General features: G+C 58.9%; 15 protein-coding genes. 5 read left to right on the top strand and 10 right to left on the bottom strand.

Features of this window, described 5'->3' with window-relative positions:
* The first annotated feature begins 2 nt into the window (after positions 1-2).
* Positions 3-1,541, top strand: a complete 1,539-nt coding sequence (locus ACRZ96_RS07890) for a trimethylamine methyltransferase family protein (protein WP_480814379.1) — start codon at positions 3-5, stop codon at positions 1,539-1,541.
* A 42-nt stretch (positions 1,542-1,583) separates the two neighbouring features.
* Here the strand turns inward: ACRZ96_RS07890 and ACRZ96_RS07885 are convergent, their stop codons facing one another.
* From ACRZ96_RS07885 to ACRZ96_RS07860, 6 genes are all read right to left on the bottom strand, one after another.
* The gene (locus tag ACRZ96_RS07885) at positions 1,584-2,324 is read right to left on the bottom strand and encodes a maleate cis-trans isomerase family protein (RefSeq protein WP_480814378.1); all 741 of its coding nucleotides are present in this window, start codon (positions 2,322-2,324) and stop codon (positions 1,584-1,586) included.
* Positions 2,321-3,388, bottom strand: a complete 1,068-nt coding sequence (locus ACRZ96_RS07880; RefSeq protein ID WP_480814377.1) for a pyridoxal phosphate-dependent aminotransferase — start codon at positions 3,386-3,388, stop codon at positions 2,321-2,323. Before ACRZ96_RS07880 ends, ACRZ96_RS07885 begins: the two co-directional genes overlap by 4 nt.
* On the bottom strand, positions 3,385-5,037 hold the full coding sequence (locus ACRZ96_RS07875) for a hydantoinase B/oxoprolinase family protein (RefSeq protein WP_480562162.1): 1,653 nt from the start codon (positions 5,035-5,037) through the stop codon (positions 3,385-3,387). Before ACRZ96_RS07875 ends, ACRZ96_RS07880 begins: the two co-directional genes overlap by 4 nt.
* The gene (locus tag ACRZ96_RS07870) at positions 5,037-7,133 is read right to left on the bottom strand and encodes a hydantoinase/oxoprolinase family protein (protein WP_480771835.1); all 2,097 of its coding nucleotides are present in this window, start codon (positions 7,131-7,133) and stop codon (positions 5,037-5,039) included. The genes ACRZ96_RS07875 and ACRZ96_RS07870 overlap by 1 nt, the downstream gene beginning before the upstream one ends.
* A 257-nt stretch (positions 7,134-7,390) precedes the next feature.
* Positions 7,391-7,600 (bottom strand): hypothetical protein, encoded by a 210-nt coding sequence (locus ACRZ96_RS07865; protein WP_480439034.1) that lies wholly within the window; start codon positions 7,598-7,600, stop codon positions 7,391-7,393.
* Between the two features lie 94 nt (positions 7,601-7,694).
* Positions 7,695-8,261: an ABC transporter substrate-binding protein gene (locus ACRZ96_RS07860; RefSeq protein WP_480706409.1), complete on the bottom strand. Its 567-nt coding sequence runs from the start codon at positions 8,259-8,261 to the stop codon at positions 7,695-7,697.
* A 17-nt stretch (positions 8,262-8,278) separates the two neighbouring features.
* Between ACRZ96_RS07860 and ACRZ96_RS07855 the strand changes: the two genes are divergently transcribed.
* Genes ACRZ96_RS07855 through ACRZ96_RS07845 form a run of 3 tightly spaced genes read left to right on the top strand, consistent with a single transcriptional unit; the run spans position 8,279 to position 11,650 of the window.
* Positions 8,279-9,103 carry an ABC transporter permease gene (locus tag ACRZ96_RS07855; protein WP_480586088.1) on the top strand — a complete coding sequence of 275 codons (825 nt, stop codon included), beginning with the start codon at positions 8,279-8,281 and terminating at the stop codon, positions 9,101-9,103.
* On the top strand, positions 9,100-10,020 hold the full coding sequence (locus ACRZ96_RS07850) for an ABC transporter permease (RefSeq protein ID WP_480814376.1): 921 nt from the start codon (positions 9,100-9,102) through the stop codon (positions 10,018-10,020). The genes ACRZ96_RS07855 and ACRZ96_RS07850 overlap by 4 nt, the downstream gene beginning before the upstream one ends.
* Complete coding sequence (locus ACRZ96_RS07845) at positions 10,010-11,650, top strand: ABC transporter ATP-binding protein (protein WP_480814375.1); 1,641 nt, start codon at positions 10,010-10,012, stop codon at positions 11,648-11,650. Before ACRZ96_RS07850 ends, ACRZ96_RS07845 begins: the two co-directional genes overlap by 11 nt.
* A gap of 46 nt (positions 11,651-11,696) precedes the next feature.
* Here the strand turns inward: ACRZ96_RS07845 and ACRZ96_RS07840 are convergent, their stop codons facing one another.
* Positions 11,697-11,939, bottom strand: coding sequence for a hypothetical protein (locus ACRZ96_RS07840; protein WP_480706412.1), 243 nt, complete (start codon positions 11,937-11,939; stop codon positions 11,697-11,699).
* 507 nt (positions 11,940-12,446) lie between these two features.
* Here ACRZ96_RS07840 and ACRZ96_RS07835 point away from each other — a divergent pair.
* Positions 12,447-12,758 (top strand): helix-turn-helix domain-containing protein, encoded by a 312-nt coding sequence (locus tag ACRZ96_RS07835; protein WP_480502965.1) that lies wholly within the window; start codon positions 12,447-12,449, stop codon positions 12,756-12,758.
* Positions 12,759-12,841: 83 nt separating this feature from the next.
* Here the strand turns inward: ACRZ96_RS07835 and ACRZ96_RS07830 are convergent, their stop codons facing one another.
* The 3 genes from ACRZ96_RS07830 to ACRZ96_RS07820 form a co-directional block, all read right to left on the bottom strand.
* Entirely contained in the window at positions 12,842-13,516 is a 675-nt protein-coding gene (locus tag ACRZ96_RS07830) for an adenylate kinase (RefSeq protein WP_480706414.1), read from the bottom strand.
* Positions 13,517-13,637: 121 nt separating this feature from the next.
* Positions 13,638-14,045: a universal stress protein gene (locus ACRZ96_RS07825; protein ID WP_170423167.1), complete on the bottom strand. Its 408-nt coding sequence runs from the start codon at positions 14,043-14,045 to the stop codon at positions 13,638-13,640.
* 127 nt (positions 14,046-14,172) lie between these two features.
* A complete protein-coding gene (locus tag ACRZ96_RS07820; protein WP_170465649.1) occupies positions 14,173-15,687 on the bottom strand; it encodes a malonate--CoA ligase in 1,515 nt (504 codons plus the stop codon).
* Between the last annotated feature and the right edge of the window lie 4 nt (positions 15,688-15,691).

The raw sequence follows: 15,691 nt of genomic DNA, 5'->3' as shown, positions 1-15,691 counted from the left end.
CAATGGCACGAGACAGACGCAGCGGCGGGCGACGCGGCAAATCCGGGCGCGCGGCGGCGGGGATCGAACAGCTGCCCTGGCAACAGGTGCTCAACAGCTATCCGCCGTTCGAGCTGTTGAACCCCGAACAGATGGATCAGCTGCATACAACCTCGATGCGCATTCTGTCCGAGGCCGGTATCCGGGTGATGGGCGATAATGTTATGGACATTTTCGAACGCGCGGGGGCCATCTTAGACCGCGACACCAAGACCATCCGTATGGACGAAACCATTGTCGCAGAAGCGTTGAAAACGGTGCCTTCGGAATTCACGCTGACCTCTCGCAACCGCGCGAAACAGATTACGCTGGGCGGCGATCATGTGAATTTTGGTTTGGTTGCCGGGCCGCCGAACGTACATGACTGTATCAATGGCCGCCGTCAGGGTAATTACGATGACTATTGCAACTTCATCCGGTTGGCGCATCACTTCAACGCTATCCATCTGATCGGCAATCAGGTGATGGCCCCGATCGAAATGCCCGCCAACAACCGCCATCTGGACACCTACAACGCCAACCTGAGCTATAGCGACCTGAGCTTTCACTGCATCGCTATCGGGCGCGGGCGGGCGATGGATGGCATCAACATGATGGCGATTTCGCGCGGTCAGAAACCTGAGGACATGCGCGGCGATCCGGGGGTGATCACAATCATTTCGGTGAACTCTCCACGCCTGTTCGACGATGCCATGGGTGACGGCCTGATCGCGATGGCCGAGTATGGTCAACCTGTGACGGTCACGCCATTCACTCTGATGGGGGCAATGACACCGGTCACGCTTCCTGCCGCGCTGGCGCAACAGAACGCCGAGGCGCTGTTCGGTGTGGTGCTGACGCAGTTGGTCAGCCCGGGAGCGCCTGTCATGTATGGCTCGTTCACCTCGAATGTGGACATGAAATCCGGGGCTCCGGCCTTTGGCACACCGGAAAATGCCAAGGCGAATATTGTCGGCGGGCAGCTGGCGCGGCGCTATGGCATTCCGTACCGGACATCGAACGCAAATGCATCCAACGTGGTGGATTTGCAGGCGGCATACGAAACGATGATGGCCACATGGGGCGCGGTTCTGGGAGGGGCCAATATCGTCTATCATGCCGCCGGCTGGCTTGAAGGCGGGCTGACCGCATCTTATGAGAAATTCGTCATGGATATCGAGATCATCCAGAACATGATGGAATTCCTAAAGCCGATGAAATTTGACACGGATGAACTGGGCCTGGACACCATCAAATCGGTGCCCACTGGCGGCCATTTCTTTGGCGTCGATCACACGATGGAACGCTATGAGACCGCGTTCTACAAACCGATGCTGTCCGACTGGCAGAACTATGAAAACTGGGAGGCGGCCGGAGCCAAGGACGCCCTGCAACGCGCCACCGAGGTTTGGCAGCAGGCGCTACGCGAGTATCAGATGCCCGAGATGGACCCCTCTGTGCGTGAGGAGCTGGATGCCTATATCGCCAAACGCAAGGAAGAGATCGGCAGCGGCGAACCCTGATGGAATATCGGGGCAGGGGGGGCGGCCGTTGCCCCGGTTCGGTTACAGCAGATCGAACAACCGGCCCGGCAGCGCCTCGTGGCGTGGCAGACCCAGCGCCCGCATCATGCAGAACATCATCGCCTGATTTGAGGTCACTACCGGCTTGTCCAGCGTGTCCTCGATCTGCTCGATGGCCTCGACTGCGCGCATGTCGGTGCAGCTGAGCACGACGGCTTGCGCGTCCGGGTGGTCTGCCTCACAGGCGAGGTCGTAAACCTCGTCCGGGGTCAGCTCTCCTTGTCCGTAATTGCCCAGCTCGCGACCAACGTCGGCGCAACGCACGGTTGCGATGTCGTTTGCGGCCATGAAATCCATCGCCTGCGTGTTGATCTCGCCCAGATAGGGCGAGGAAAAGCCCACTTTCGTCACCCCAAGCGCCTGAATGGCAGCGATCAGCGATCCGGCGGCTGTCAGCGATTGCGCTCCCGATCCGGCCTTGATCTGCTGCGCCAGATCGGCGTCGAAAGACGGTCCATGGGTCAGCGTGGCCGAGGTGCAGCCGTACAGCACCACATCTGGCCGCACGCCCGAAATCATCCGCAAATCGTGGCTGATGTCCGAGGCCCCAAGCCCCGCCATCTGGTCAGAACCGGGGATTTCATCGACATCATAACCACCCATGCGCTGGAAATGCACGGTGGTATCCGGGCAGCGCATCAAGGCCATATCGGCCTCGAGGTTGGTGTTGGTGAAGGGCACCAGAACGCCGATCTTGGCCCGGGTACGCGTTTCGTGGCTCATGACGTTACCTTTCTCAGAACGGCCAGACAGCGATCCATTACCGGCGTGTCGCAGATCGTGGCGCGCAGGCAGTCGGACAGACCATAGCCGCCCATACCGCGCATCAGCAGTTTCTCGGCCCGTAGCGCGGCGTCGGCATGTTGCGCCTGCTCGGTCGAGGCAAAGCGGATCAGCACGAAATTGGTGTGGCTGTCCGGTACGATCAGCCCCAGATCGCGGCAGTCCTCCGCGAGCCGATCGCGAATGGTTGCCGTTTTCGCGACCACGTCCCGCATATGCGCCTGATCGCGCATCGCCGCCGCTGCCGCAGCCTGCGAGGCAATCGAGATGTTGTTGGGGTTCAACAGCTTGCGCAGCTCTCTGGCGATGTCGGTGGGGAAATAGCCCCACCCGGCGCGCGCCCCGGCAAGCCCGTAAGCCTTGGAGAAGGTGCGGGTGATCACGGTATGCCCCCGATCAGCCAGCGCGAAAATCTCTGCTGGATCGTTGGCTTGGTCGGCGAACTCGGCATAGGCCTGATCGACCACCAGCAGCACGTCGCCGGGTAGCGCGTTGCGCAGGCGCAGGATGTCGGCATTCGGGATCAGGGTGCCGGTGGGATTGCCCGGGTTACAGACAAACACGATACGGGTCGCCGGGGTGACGGCGGCCAGAACCGCGTCGACGGATACGGTCAGATCGACCTCGGGCGCGGCGACGTATTCGGCCTGCGCCTGCGCCGTGGCCGAGGCCACGAAGGCATAGCCATACTGCGTGCCCAGCACGTGATCGCCGGGCCCGGCAAAGGCGCGGATCAGGCAGCCGATCAGCTCCATCGAGCCCGCGCCACACAGCACCCGCGCCGGGTCGACCCCGTGTACCCCGGCAATGGCCGCGCGCATGTCGGGCCATTCGGGATCGGGGTAGAGCGTCAGATCAGCCAGCGCTGCCTGCCCGGCCGCCACGGCGGACGGACTGGCCGGAAAGGCGCTTTCGTTCTGCGCCAGCGAGATGGTGCCTTCACCACCCAGATCGGCCAGCGCATAGGCGCCCATGGCGCCGACATGAGAAACCGGACGGATCATACGTCACCTCCGTAGGCATTGGCGCCCTCGGCGCTGACCAGACCGCGTTTGAGGTCCAGCGCCAGCGCGTCCCGATCACGGTCTGCCGGGTCGCCGAAACCGCCGCCGCCCGGGGTGTCGAAGATCAGGTAATCGCCACCTTCGACCCGCAGCTCTCCCTTGCCGGGAATGTCGCTGTCGCCATCACGGAACCGGATGCGCCCCGGCGCGCCGGGCTGACCGCCCATGCGGCCCAGGGCGGGGAATTTCAGCCGCTCGACCGACAGGAACACGATGAAGGGCGCGCCGTTGGCCGATGTCATCTCGATCCGCTGCCCAAGCCCGCCGCGATACTTGCCCGCGCCACCGGAATCCGCGCGCAGCTCGCGTCGCCAGATGGTCACCGGCGCGACGCTTTCGGTGATCTCCACCTGCGAACCGAACACGCCCGAGGGGTAGGCGGTGGCTGACAGACCATCCGCATGGGGTCGTGCGCCGGTTCCGCCGTTATGCACCGGTTCCACCGCGAATTCCTGCCCGCCATCGCGGGCCACTTCGGGCGCGTGGCGCATCGGCAGGTCGAACATGCAGCTTGCGCCTTCAGCCGGAACTTCATCGGGCAGCGCCTGATGCAGGCAGCCCAGCACCAGATCGGGTGTCACCTGACCCAGCGTGTGCCGCATCGCCACCGGCACCGGGCGCTGCGCATTCAGGATGCAGCCCTTGGGGCCGTCGACGGTGAACGGCTCCAGCGATCCGGCATTGTTGGGAATGTCCGAGCCGACAATGCAGCGCAAGGCAAATACCGTGTAGGCGGTGGCATAGTTCAGCGGCACGTTGATGCCCTTGCGCGAACAACCCGAGGTGCCGGTGAAATCCACATGCATCCTCGATTTACTGACGGTCAGGGTCGCGTGCAGTTCCAGCTCGTTCTCATAGCCGTCCATCTTGAGGGCGTTCTTATAGACCCCCTCGGGCACCTCGGCGATGGCCTCAAGCGTGCCACGGCGCGAAGTGTCGATGATATAGGACCCCAGCGCATCCAGATCGGTCAGGCCGAACTCTTCCATCATCGAAACCAGCCGGTTCACCCCGGCCTCGCAACAGGCGATCAGGGCATAGATGTCGCCCTCGTTGGCGATGGGCTCGCGGCTGTTGGCGCGGATGATGTCCAGCAGCAGCGCGTTGGGGGTACCTTCCTCGACCAGTTTGCAGGGCGGGATCAGCAGCCCCTCGTCATAGATGTCGGACCCTTCGGGCCCCATGCCCAAGCCACCCAGATCGACCAGATGTGAGGTGCATGAGGTGAAGCCCACCACCCTGCCATCCTTGAACGCGGGCATCATCAGCAGAAAGTCGTTCAAATGCCCCGAGGCCAGCCACGGATCGTTGGTCATGTAGATATCGCCCGGTTTCATGGTCTGAACCGGGAAGGCGGCGCGCAGATGCTGCACCGCTTCGGCCATGGTGTTGATATGGCCCGGCGTGCCGGTTACCGCCTGTGCCAGCATCCGGCCGTTGACGTCGAAGATCCCGGCGGAGATATCGCCGCATTCGCGCACGATGGGCGAAAAGGCGGCGCGGATCAGGGTTTGGCCTTGTTCTTCGACCACTGCCAGCAAACGGTTCCACATCACTTGTAGGCGGGCGGGGGAAAGATCGGTCGCCATCATGCGCCTCCTTTCTGGTCCTGAACCAGGACGAGGTTTCCTATGGCGTCCACATGGGCCGAGAAATCAGTCGAGACCAGCGTGGTGGTCTGCGGCTCGTGGATCAGCGCCGGGCCGCGCACATGGTCGCCGGACTTCAGATCGGCCCGCGCCACGAAGGCGGCCTGTTTCAGCGCGCCGTCCACATCGCAGGTAATCGGGCGAGTGTCGGGTGCGGTGAAGGTCGTCAATGCAGGTGTAGCGGGCACTGGTGGCACGGCGCTGTCAAGGGTCGCGACGCGCACCGCCCAGTTGAGAATCTCAATCTGCATCCCCGGCACCGGGCGTGAGAACTGCTTGCGATATTCTTCCTCAAAGGCGGTGGTCAGCGGTGCAATATCGTCTGCCGTCAGATGCCGGTCGGGCAGAGTGATCTCGATCTCGTGACCCTGACCGTTGTAGCGCATGAAGGCGGTGCGCTGTGTTTCGGTCGGGGCATCGCCCGCGCCCTGGGCAACCACGCCTTTGGCTTCGGAAATCATTGCGTCGAACATCGCGTTGATCTCATCCATGTCCATGCTGTCCAACAGCGAATAGCGCGAGCGGACGATTTCGAACGAAACGGGTGCGAACAGGAAGCCCACGGCAGACCCCACGCCCGGATTGGGCGGGATTACAATGCGGCTAACCCCGGCGGATCGTGCCACCCGGCTGGCATGCAACGGCCCGTTGCCGCCAAAGGCAATCATCGTGCGCGGTCCAAGATCCTTGCCCGATTCCACCGCGTGCATCCGGCCCGCGCTGGCCATGCTTTCGTCGACGATGCGGCTGACGCCGTCGGCTGAGCCAACGGCATCGAGATCTAGTTTCGACCCGATCACCCGGCTCAGCGACTGTTTCGAGCCTTCGGGGTCCAGCTTGATATGCCCCTCGGCAAATGTGTCGGGCACGATGTAGCCCAGCGTAATGTCGCTGTCTGTCACAGTGGGCTCGGTGCCGCCGCGCATGAAGGCCACGGGTCCGGGTTCAGACCCCGCCGATTTCGGACCCACGGTCAGGCGTCCCAGCCGGTCAACCCCGGCGATGGACCCACCGCCCGCGCCGATCTCGATCATCTCTATCACCGGGATGCGCACTGGCATGCCCGAGCCCTTTATGAACCGCGCGGCGCGGGCGATCTCGAACTGGCGCGAGGTCTGCGGGCGGGCCTTGTCGATCAGGCACATCTTAGCGGTGGTGCCGCCAACGTCAAAGGACAGCACCTGATCCAGCCCGGTGCGGGCGGCGATGCGGGCGGCCAGAATGGCCCCTCCGGCGGGGCCGGATTCCACCAGCCGGATCGGAAAACGCGCGGCGGTGCGCACGGTGCACATGCCGCCGCCCGCCGTCATCATCAGGATCGGACAGGTCACGCCCTCGGCCTCGAACCGGTCGACGAAACGGGCCAGATAGGTCTGCATCAGCGGCTGGATATAAGCATTGGCAACGGTGGTGCACAGCCGGTCGAACTCGCGCGCCTCGGGGCTGACCTCGGACGAGATCGAGACGGTCAGATCGGGCCGCTTCTCAGCCAGCACATCGCGTAGGCGGCGTTCATGGGCGGGGTTGGCATAAGCGTGCATCAGGCAGATCGCTATGGCCTCTGCGCCGCTCGCGTCGATATCGGCCAGCAGTGCGTCGATGGCCGAGTCTTCGAGCTCGATCAATACCTGACCACCCGCCGACATGCGTTCGCGCACGGTCAGAGCACGCTCGCGCGGCACCAGCAGGTCAGGCTTCTCGAGGTTGATATCGTATTGCGAATAACGCCGCTCATACGCGATTTCCAGGATGTCGCGAAAGCCTTCGGTGGTCACCGTCGCCACCACCGCGCCGCGACGTTCGATCAGCGCATTGGTCGCCAGGGTGGTGCCGTGGATAAAGCCGGTCACCTGATCCAGCGTCCGGCCCGATTGCTGCATTACTCGCGCGGCCCCTTCCATGGCGCCGTCGGCAGGGTTCTGATGGGTGGTCAGGGTCTTGGTGGAGGCCAGGATTGTCTCTTCGCCAGAGACAAGGACCGTATCGGTGAAGGTGCCGCCAATATCGATGGCCAGGCGCAGCGTTTGAGTTGTCATGAGGTCTTCCGAAATTCCTGTAATCGCAGCGTGAAGCAAAAGGCCCGAGGCCCTGCTTTATGCAAGGATCACAAGATCACAGCCGGTTGCGCGGCGGTCCGTAGGATTCGGAATGTCAGTCTGTGTCATGGGCGAAATGTGCAGTTTCAAGATAGCGGCAGCAAGCTGGATTACGACAGAAAGGCCTGCAAGCGACATCTTTCGGCGTAGCAGGCCCGAAATCTGCCGAAACGGGCCGTCAGACGGCGAGCGCTCGATCAGGCAAGCCACCAGCGTTCAGGGGCTTTGGCACCATCCATTTCCCAATTCGCGGCGATCTCGCCCTGGGCGACGGTTTTGGCAACACCCATGATATGATTGGCGAACATCGGAACGATCGCACCACCATCATCATGAACCAAAGTCTGCGCCTCGGCATACAGTGTGCGGCGTTTGGCGTCGTCCAGCTCTGCGCGGGCCTCGACCACGATGGCGTTGAAGCGATCGGCGGCTTCGCCTGTGCGCCAGGCTCGTACACCTCAATGAATTAGCCACCGGTGCCAATTCCGGATTGTGGGTCGGTCAATTTGCCATCGGTCGAAGGCATAATGACCAAGTGATAGCCAGACAGGATGATGGGAAGTCGGCATTTGCCGGATCCAGCTCGAACACCACGTTGTTGCCATCGGCGCGCATCGATTTGATTTGGGCAACCAAACCGTTCACCGCAGATTTCGATCCTTCGCCACAGTGGTGGTCGATTGTGGCGATGACAACGGCAGGGGTAAGGGTTTGGTCGTTGTGGAACTCGACCCCTTCACGCAGGGTGAATACCCAAGTGATTGCGTCGTTCGAGGAATACTCGGTCGCGAGTTCGGGCACTAAATTTCCGTTTGCGTCTAATTCGACCAAGTTGTTGCCGAACAGATAGGCGACAGCGGTTTTGATCGTGCCTTCATAGGTTGCTGGGTCTAAAAAGTCGGTAGTCGAACCGCTGCCAAAGCCAAATTTGATCGCTCCGCCTTTTTTAGGGACCTGCGCAAGTGCTTGTCCGGATAGGCTCAGTGCCGCCGGAATGGCAAGGCCCGCAGCCAGAGCGCTTGATATGAAGATACGACGCGAAATCCGGCCGCTCTGCAGTTTCTGCATCTGAGAGGACAGGAAAGGTGATCCGGGCCGAGCTTGGCCTCGATAAACCTGCCTATATCCGATATTTCGACTGGATCGGTGCGTTGGCGACCGGGGATCTGGGAACGTCGTTCTCAGGTCGGGCGAGTTCGGGTGTGGATCGATCACGTCCGGTAGTGGAACTGGTCGCACCGCGCTTATGGAACACATTGTTTCTTGCGGGTATGGCGGCGCTGATCTCGGTTCCGCTAGCGCTGTTTCTGGGTATCACCACCGCGCTGTGGCGCAATTCGCGCTATGATAAGCTGGCCAGCGCCAGCACCTTGACGGCGATCTCGTTCCCCGAGTTCTTCGTGGCCTATATCCTGATTTTGCTGTTCGGAACGCTATGGCCGGTGTTGCCGTCGTTGGCCAATGTGGAGCCAGGGATGCCGCTGGTCGAGCGGATCGTCAAATGCATATTACCTGCGCTTACACTGACACTTGTAATCGTCGCGCACATGATGCGTATGACGCGGGCTTCGCTGATCAGTCTTCTAGCTTCACCCTATGTCGAGATGGCGCGGTTGAAAGGAGAGAACGCCCGCCGCGTGGTTCTGCATCACGCGCTGCCCAATGCGTGGGCGCCAATTTCAACGGTGGTCGCGTTCAACCTGGCCTATCTGGTAGTTGGAGTGGTCGTGGTCGAGGTGGTGTTCGTCTATCCCGGCGTCGGCCAACTGATGGTCGATGCGGTCAGCTCGCGCGATATCCCGGTGGTTCAGGCGTGCGCCCTGATATTCGCCGCCACATATGTCCTTCTGAACCTGATTGCCGACATCATTGGAATCGTCACCAACCCGAGGCTTCTGCACCCAAAATGAGCCAGACAAGCAAGACATATTCAGCCGCCGCCGAGGTGGGTCGCGTGCGGACCCGTCGCAGCAAGCGCGAGCGTATTTGGATCGAGCTGAAGAAAGCGCCGCCGACAGCAATTTTCGGCATGTTTGTGATCCTGTTCTATCTAATCATGGCAATCGGAGCGCCGGTCATCGCGCCTTATGGTGAGGCCGAGGTATTCCCGACGCCTTACGCACCCTGGTCGTCCGAGCATTGGCTGGGTACCGACCAGATCGGGCGTGATATCCTGTCGCGGCTGATCTATGGCGCGCGCAACACCATTGGTATCGCTTTTGTCACTACGCTGCTGGCGTTCTTCATCGGAGGCGGTCTGGGGCTGATCGCTGCGATTAACCGCAGTTGGCTGGATCAATTGATCAGCCGGGGCGTAGATGTATTTATGGCCATTCCCAGCCTGATTTTCGCGCTGATGCTGCTGTCGATTTTCGGCTCGTCGGCGCTGTCGTTGATTTTGATTATTGCGATTCTGGATTCAACCCGCGTGTTCCGCCTGACTCGCGCTGTGGCGGTGAACGTGGCAGTGATGGATTATGTCGAGGCAGCCCGGCTGCGCGGCGAAAAACTGCCTTGGGTGATGCGTCGCGAGATTTTGCCCAACATCATGCCTCCGCTGGTGGCCGAGTTCGGGCTGCGATTCTGTTTCGTGTTCCTAACCATCGCTGCGCTCAGCTTTCTGGGCGTCGGTATTCAGCCCCCCACCGCCGATTGGGGCACCATGGTGCGCGAGACCGCCAACCTGATCCAGTTCGCCAAATATGATTTCAAGGCCGGGGTCACGCCGCTGCTGCCCGCTGCCTCGATCGCGTTGATCACTGTGGCGGTCAACTTTGTCGTCGACTGGTTCTTGCACAAAACAAGCGGATTACGCGATGAACACTGAGACTGACCTTCTGCTGGATATGCGCGACATCCGTATCGAGGGGTTCTCGGACGAAAAGTGGAATCCGATCATCAGAGGTGTCAACCTGACCCTGAAGCGCGGTGAGGTGCTGGGCCTGATAGGCGAAAGTGGCGCGGGCAAGTCGACGCTGGGCAAAGCGGCTATGGGATACACTCAGCCCGGCTGTCGTATCACGGGCGGTTCGATCCGGTTCAAGGGGCAGGAGTTGCGGGATCTGGACGACCACGTGCTGCAGCATCTGTGGGGATCGCGGATAGCCTATGTGGCCCAATCGGCGGCTGCGTCGTTCAACCCGGCGCATAAGTTGTTGGATCAGACCGTTGCTGCAACGGTGCGCGAGGGACTGCAACCCGAGAATGTCGCGCGTGAGGATGCCCGCGCGCTTTATGCCTCGTTGTCGTTACCGCATCCCGAAACGATTGGTGACCGCTATCCGCATCAGGTCTCCGGTGGCCAGTTACAGCGGATCATGACAGCCATGGCGATGTCACCCCGTCCCGATTTGATCATTTTCGACGAACCGACAACTGCGCTGGATGTGACGACCCAGGTCGAGGTTCTGACTGCTATGCGCCGGATCGTCGAAGAATTTCATACCGCCGCAATCTACATAACCCATGACCTGGCGGTGGTCGCGCAGATGGCGGACCGGATCAAGGTGCTGCGCTATGGAGAAGAGGTAGAAGAGGCGGAAACGCGCAAAATGCTGTCTGCGCCCGAGCAAGAGTATACCAAATCCCTCTGGTCGGTGCGGCTGTTGCAAAAACAAGCCGAGACTTCTGATGATATCATCCTTAAAATTGACGGTGTGGATGCGGCCTATGGCAAGAGCGCCAAGGTGTTGCACAATGTGTCAATCAGCCTGCCGCGGGGGCGCACGGTGTCGATTGTCGGCGAATCCGGATCTGGTAAATCGACCACGGCGCGGGTGATTACCGGCTTGCTGCCAGCCACAAGCGGGCAGGTCACGTTCAATAGCGAGGTCCTGCCAAACGAACTGAAAAATCGCAGCCGTGATCAGCTGCGCAGAATTCAGATGATTTATCAGATGGCCGATACCGCGATGAACCCGCGTCAAACCGTAGGTGAAATCATTGGACGTCCGCTGGAATTCTATCATGGTCTGCGGGGCCGGGCGCAGGAAGACCGGGTCATCGAACTGCTTGAAGCCATCGAGTTGTCGGAAGACTTCTATGATCGTCTTCCCAGCGAATTGTCCGGCGGACAAAAACAGAGAATATGCATTGCTCGCGCTCTGGCCGCCGACCCTGAGGTGATTATTTGTGACGAAGTGACGTCCGCATTGGACCAGATTGTGCAGGAAGGCATCCTGCAATTGCTGATGCGCCTACAAAAGGAGCGCGGAATTTCCTATCTGTTCATCACGCATGACATTGCCACGGTCGAGGCTATTTCGGACGAGATTGTTGTGATGCTGAATGGTCAAGTCGTCGAGCAGGGATTGAAGAATACCGTTCTATCCGAACCCTTCCCGGACTATACAAAGCTGCTGCTAAGTTCGGTTCCCGAGATGGACCCGGATTGGTTGACGAACCTGCTGAAAGAGCGAAAAGAAAATCACTTAAATACAAAACATGACACTGCGTAGGCGCGGGCAATAACAACACTTGGGAATCTCAGTCGCAGTGGACTTCTCATTCTGCTAGTATTCCGAAACTCTTTTTTACCGGCATAACAATAGATCGATACGCAGAGAACCTGAAACTCAGGAGCAACTCGCGAATTAAGGTGGCTTTTGACTGGATCGCATTGATATTCTTGTTCACAATCAGTTCGATCCTCTTTTGGGCTGCCATAGGGTTAATACTTGAGGTCACCGCAGGCCGTGTAATTGCCCCGTTCTTCGACACCCCATTGGTGACATAGGTTGCAGTCATCGCAACCTTCCTCGCCGGGTTTCCTCAGTCAGCGCGCGCGAAGCCTTGTCGCAAAATACGAGTGCAAGGCTGCGATCAATAATGTGCGAGCGGCGCTTGTCGTGATGACTGTCCCAATGGCATCATCCCCGACGGTCATGGGACTGCTCTCTGTAATGGGTGCTCGAGTAGTGGCTGGAATGCTGCAGAGCGCACCTTACAAGCGTCGCAAAAGGATCTTACCGACTAAACCTCCTAGAACGACATAGTCCAATTTGGTGATGCCTTATGAACAATAGATCTGGGACCGAGTGAACGTCGATCTCAATCTGGCATCTCCTGTCTTGTTCGTTGGAGGTGGCAGTAGCACTTTGCCCACCAAGCTGCTCGCATCGCGACCACTGATGCAGGTCGCCCGGTTTTTTTCTGATCGACCCTGGCGAGCGGGCGCAGAGCTTTTACATCTCGTTTTCGCCCAACCTGACTCATGGGGGCAACGCAATCCTTCGAACGCAGCATTGGGTGCAAATGCGTTATGCGGGCCCGATCCCGGTTTCCGAATTGGCCTGCACCGCCCGACTTGAGCTGCGCACTTTTGGATTCCGATTCCTGACGGCCACGGGTTTCACGCCATCGGAATACCTGCAACAGCGTCGCATCACCAATGCCTGTCAGAGACTGGAACTATCGCAGTCCAGTATCGAAACCATCGCCCGGGATATGAGGTATATGGATGTTTCAGCATTCCGCGGAATGTTTCACGAAATAGTCGACCTCTCGCCGGGAGATTACCGCAAGCGCTTTTCTTTTCTTAAAGACGCTTCGCATTTAAGAAAATGACGTCTGAACAGCCTTTCTTGGGTCTGTTTTTGCTTTGGCTAAGCGTAATTGCAAAGGTCTTATTCCTCTGCTTTCTTTTGTCATCACGACCTTGACGATATGGCGGCCTCGATGCTTCGATTGATTGCCTCGATCGGTCCCATTGCGTCAACATTCGCCAAAACGCCCATATGGCTATAGTAGTCGATCAAGGGTGAAGTCTGTTCACGATATTCAATCAGACGTGCAGCGACTGTTTCGGCCTTGTCGTCAGCGCGGCGCATAAACTCAGAGCCTCCGCAATTGTCGCAGCGTTCCGCTGCCTCAAGCGGTTTGAATGTATCATGGTAACCTTCGCCACATCCTGCACAGGTAAAGCGACCGGAAATGCGGTCGACCATCTTCTTGTCATCCACCGCAAGACTGACGACAGCACTGATCTGCTGCCCCGTTTCCGCCAATAGTTGATCCAATGCGCGCGCCTGACTAAGCGTGCGTGGAAATCCGTCTAATATCACCCCTCCGGCACAGTCCGAATCCCTCATACGGTCACGCAAGATCGAAATGACGATGTCATCTCCGACGAGCCTGCCTTCAGCCATGATGGATTCCACCGCCTTGCCTGTTTCGCTGCCGCTTTCAATCGATCTGCGGAGCAAATCGCCTGTCGACAACTGAACCAAGTCAAATTTTTGCTCAAGCAGTCGGGATTGCGTTCCCTTACCGGCACTAGGAGGGCCGAGAAGGATTAACACTTTAGACGTATTCGGGCTGGTCACTCTTTTTCCTCTTAGAGAATATCGTAAACACGACTTGGAATAGACCGCTCAGTGCCATTTCAGATGTATTAGCGGTGTATGACGGTCGTGTGTGGGCGTTGCTTCTGATCCCTAGACCAGACTATCGCACCACGTGTACGGAACAGTTTGCATGCCTGACTACGCGTGCCGCTGTGGACCCCAGTAGATAATCCTGCAATCCAGGCTGGTGGCTTGCGATAACGATGCAGTCTGCATTGTTATTCGTTGCATAATCGAGAATTCCACGGCCCGACTGTCCTTCGACAATTTCAATTTTGGAGTCCGCTACCCCGTCCACTAGTGGGCCCAGTTTGTCAGTAACACTGGTCTTTGCGATATCCAGATGGTTTTCTGGAAGCAGGTCGCTTGTGTATTGCGGAAGGTGCTCAATGACATGCAATAGAGTGATATGACCACCATCCGAGCGGAGAGTTTGTGCGACATCCAGCGCTCTTTGCGCGTCGCGGTCGGTATCAAAGGAAACAGGGACTAGAATATTTCCATACATTTCTGGTTCTCCAGCAGGTAGAAAAATTCAACAACCAGAGCAGGGAACAGGTCCGCCTGCCCTGGTTGTTGAAGTTAGGCCCGTAGCATTATCGAGAAGAGGGGCTACTGGGCCGGGGAGGGTCATCTTACGCTGCCACGAACATGTCTTTGTATCGGTCGCGCAGGATGTTCTTTTGAACTTTGCCCATGGTGTTGCGGGGCAGTTCGTCCAGCAGGATCAGTTTGCGTGGATGCTTGAACCGCGCCAAGCTACCGCGCACGGCCTCCATCATTGCGTCCAGATCGGGGGTTTGGCCCCGCTCTGCAACGATCACGCCCAGAACAGTTTCGCCGAAATCGGGATGTGGAACGCCCACAACGGCGCTTTCCAGCACGCCGGACTGGTCATCCAGAATCAGCTCGATTTCTTTGGGATAGATGTTGTAACCGCCTGAAATAATAAGGTCTTTGTTGCGGCCAACAATATGAACATAGCCGTCTTCGTCGATCCGACCCAAATCGCCAGTGATGAAGAACCCGTTCTCGCGCAGTTCGGCGGCAGTCTTCTCCGGCATCTGCCAGTAACCTTTGAACACGTTGGGCCCGCGCACCTCGATCTCGCCGATCTCGCCCTGAGCCAGCGCATTGCCGTCTGAATCACAGATCTGCAGCTCGACCCCAGGCAATGGAAAGCCCACCGTGCCTGCGCGGCGGTCACCGTCATAGGGGTTCGAGGTGTTCATGTTAGTTTCGGTCATGCCATAGCGTTCAAGGATGCGATGGCCGGTGCGTTCTTCGAACTGTACATGGGTTTCGGCCAGCAAGGGTGCCGAGCCTGAAACAAACAGGCGCATATGTGCGGCCAGATTCTTGGTGAAGCGGTCATCGTCCAGAAGGCGGGTGTAGAAGGTTGGCACGCCCATCATGGTCGTGGCATTGGGCATCCGCCCGATGATCTCATCCAGATCGAACTTGGGCATAAAAACGATGCTGCTGCCTGCAGCCAGCGTGACATTGGTGGCCACGAATAGTCCGTGAGTGTGAAAGATCGGCAGCGCATGCAGCAGCACGTCGTCGGATGTGAAGCGCCATTCTTTGACCAGCGTCTGTGCATTCGACAACAGGTTGTTCTGGGTCAGCATCGCACCCTTCGATCGGCCTGTAGTCCCCGATGTATAGAGGAATGCGGCCAGATCGTCGCCATCACGGTCAACGGTCTCAAAGCTGGCAGGCATTGCTGCAGCCTGCTCCATCAGGCTGCCGCTGCCATCGGCGTTCAGGGTTTCCACCTTCGCGCCTAGCTGCGCACCAACCGGGGCGAGTTTCTCTTCGCTGCGGCTGTCACAAACGATCAGCGAGGCGCCACTGTTTTCGATGAAATAGGTCAATTCATCCACAGTGTAAGCGGTATTGAGCGGCAGGAATACAAGACCTGCCTGCGCACAGGCAGCATATAGCGCCAGCGCTTCGGGCGATTTCTCGATCTGTGCCGCAACCCGGTCGCCGGGTTTCAGGCCCAGCTGCGTCGCCACATGGGCGATTTGTGCCGCGGTGCTCAGGAAGTCCTGATGGGTGATGGTCGTTCCGTCGAGCAACTGCAAAAAGGCTGTGTCTTTACCGGCATGTGCGCCGAACAAACCGTCATAGAGAGGATTGGCCATAAGG

Source organism: Ruegeria sp. CF1, assembly GCF_056537445.1.
The sequence above is the reverse complement of the archived record's forward strand: the minus strand, read 5'-3'. Positions and strand labels throughout refer to the sequence as shown.

Excerpts from the sequence above, each read along its gene's own strand:
- ACRZ96_RS07845 (WP_480814375.1), top strand. The coding sequence starts at position 10,010 with ATGAACACTGAGACTGACCTTCTGCTGGATATGCGCGACATCCGTATC.
- ACRZ96_RS07820 (WP_170465649.1), bottom strand. The coding sequence starts at position 15,687 with ATGGCCAATCCTCTCTATGACGGTTTGTTCGGCGCACATGCCGGTAAA.
- ACRZ96_RS07850 (WP_480814376.1), top strand. The coding sequence starts at position 9,100 with ATGAGCCAGACAAGCAAGACATATTCAGCCGCCGCCGAGGTGGGTCGC.
- ACRZ96_RS07890 (WP_480814379.1), top strand. The coding sequence starts at position 3 with ATGGCACGAGACAGACGCAGCGGCGGGCGACGCGGCAAATCCGGGCGC.
- ACRZ96_RS07875 (WP_480562162.1), bottom strand. The coding sequence starts at position 5,037 with ATGGCGACCGATCTTTCCCCCGCCCGCCTACAAGTGATGTGGAACCGT.
- ACRZ96_RS07835 (WP_480502965.1), top strand. The coding sequence starts at position 12,447 with ATGCGTTATGCGGGCCCGATCCCGGTTTCCGAATTGGCCTGCACCGCC.
- ACRZ96_RS07825 (WP_170423167.1), bottom strand. The coding sequence starts at position 14,045 with ATGTATGGAAATATTCTAGTCCCTGTTTCCTTTGATACCGACCGCGAC.
- ACRZ96_RS07860 (WP_480706409.1), bottom strand. The coding sequence starts at position 8,261 with ATGCAGAAACTGCAGAGCGGCCGGATTTCGCGTCGTATCTTCATATCA.
- ACRZ96_RS07880 (WP_480814377.1), bottom strand. The coding sequence starts at position 3,388 with ATGATCCGTCCGGTTTCTCATGTCGGCGCCATGGGCGCCTATGCGCTG.
- ACRZ96_RS07840 (WP_480706412.1), bottom strand. The coding sequence starts at position 11,939 with ATGACTGCAACCTATGTCACCAATGGGGTGTCGAAGAACGGGGCAATT.
- ACRZ96_RS07885 (WP_480814378.1), bottom strand. The coding sequence starts at position 2,324 with ATGAGCCACGAAACGCGTACCCGGGCCAAGATCGGCGTTCTGGTGCCC.
- ACRZ96_RS07870 (WP_480771835.1), bottom strand. The coding sequence starts at position 7,133 with ATGACAACTCAAACGCTGCGCCTGGCCATCGATATTGGCGGCACCTTC.